Annotated in this window: 1 protein-coding gene and 1 pseudogene; both read left to right on the top strand. The window is 43.2% G+C overall.

From position 1 onward, the window contains the following. Positions 1-509: pseudogene (locus A3729_RS00825) on the top strand (hypothetical protein); the annotation flags it as partial. Positions 510-524: 15 nt separating this feature from the next. Then, positions 525-660, top strand: a 136-nt coding sequence (locus A3729_RS34420; protein WP_156497551.1) for a DUF4381 domain-containing protein, incomplete at its 3' end; no start/stop codon positions are given.

The raw sequence follows: 660 nt of genomic DNA, 5'->3' as shown, positions 1-660 counted from the left end.
CACATCACGAAGTAAAGCCAGCGCGTAGTCGCAAGTCAGTAATGCAATACATTAATTTTCTTAGTCAGTTTAACCAAGCCTTGAATATAGAAGATAGCAAAATTCCCCCTTCTTTCTCGCTTGATAAGGCACTAATAGAAGCGGTCAGACTTGCAAAGCCAGGTACGCTTATCGTTATCATCAGCGACTTTTTACACTTTAATCAGGAAACTGAAAAAGCACTTAAGGCCCTTAGTAGGCACAATGAGTTACTCTTCATTCGTAGCTATGACCCTCTAGAGGAAGAGCTTCCTCCACCAGGCTTACACCCTGTATCTGATGGCCAACAAACTCTGCTCATCAACTCAAACTCGGCACAAGTTCGATCCGACTACAGCGCCTGGGCGACTCAACACAAAAACCAGTTAGAAGAAATGAGCAAACGTTTTAAATCCTTATTAATAAATCTGTCTACACATCAGGAAACTAGCCACTGTCTCCAAGAAATTCTGCGCAATTACAGCAGATAGTGACTCAATAACACCATGAACCCATCATCGCCATTAGACCAACTAAAAGATATCCACCCTCCCGTGGATATCACCTGGTGGCCGCTAGCTTTTGGCTGGTGGGCTTTAATTGTTATTTCGGTCATCGCTATTGCGCTTGGTCTTACTTTTT

It is taken from the genome of Oleiphilus sp. HI0043, assembly GCF_001634935.1.
The sequence above is the reverse complement of the archived record's forward strand: the minus strand, read 5'-3'. Positions and strand labels throughout refer to the sequence as shown.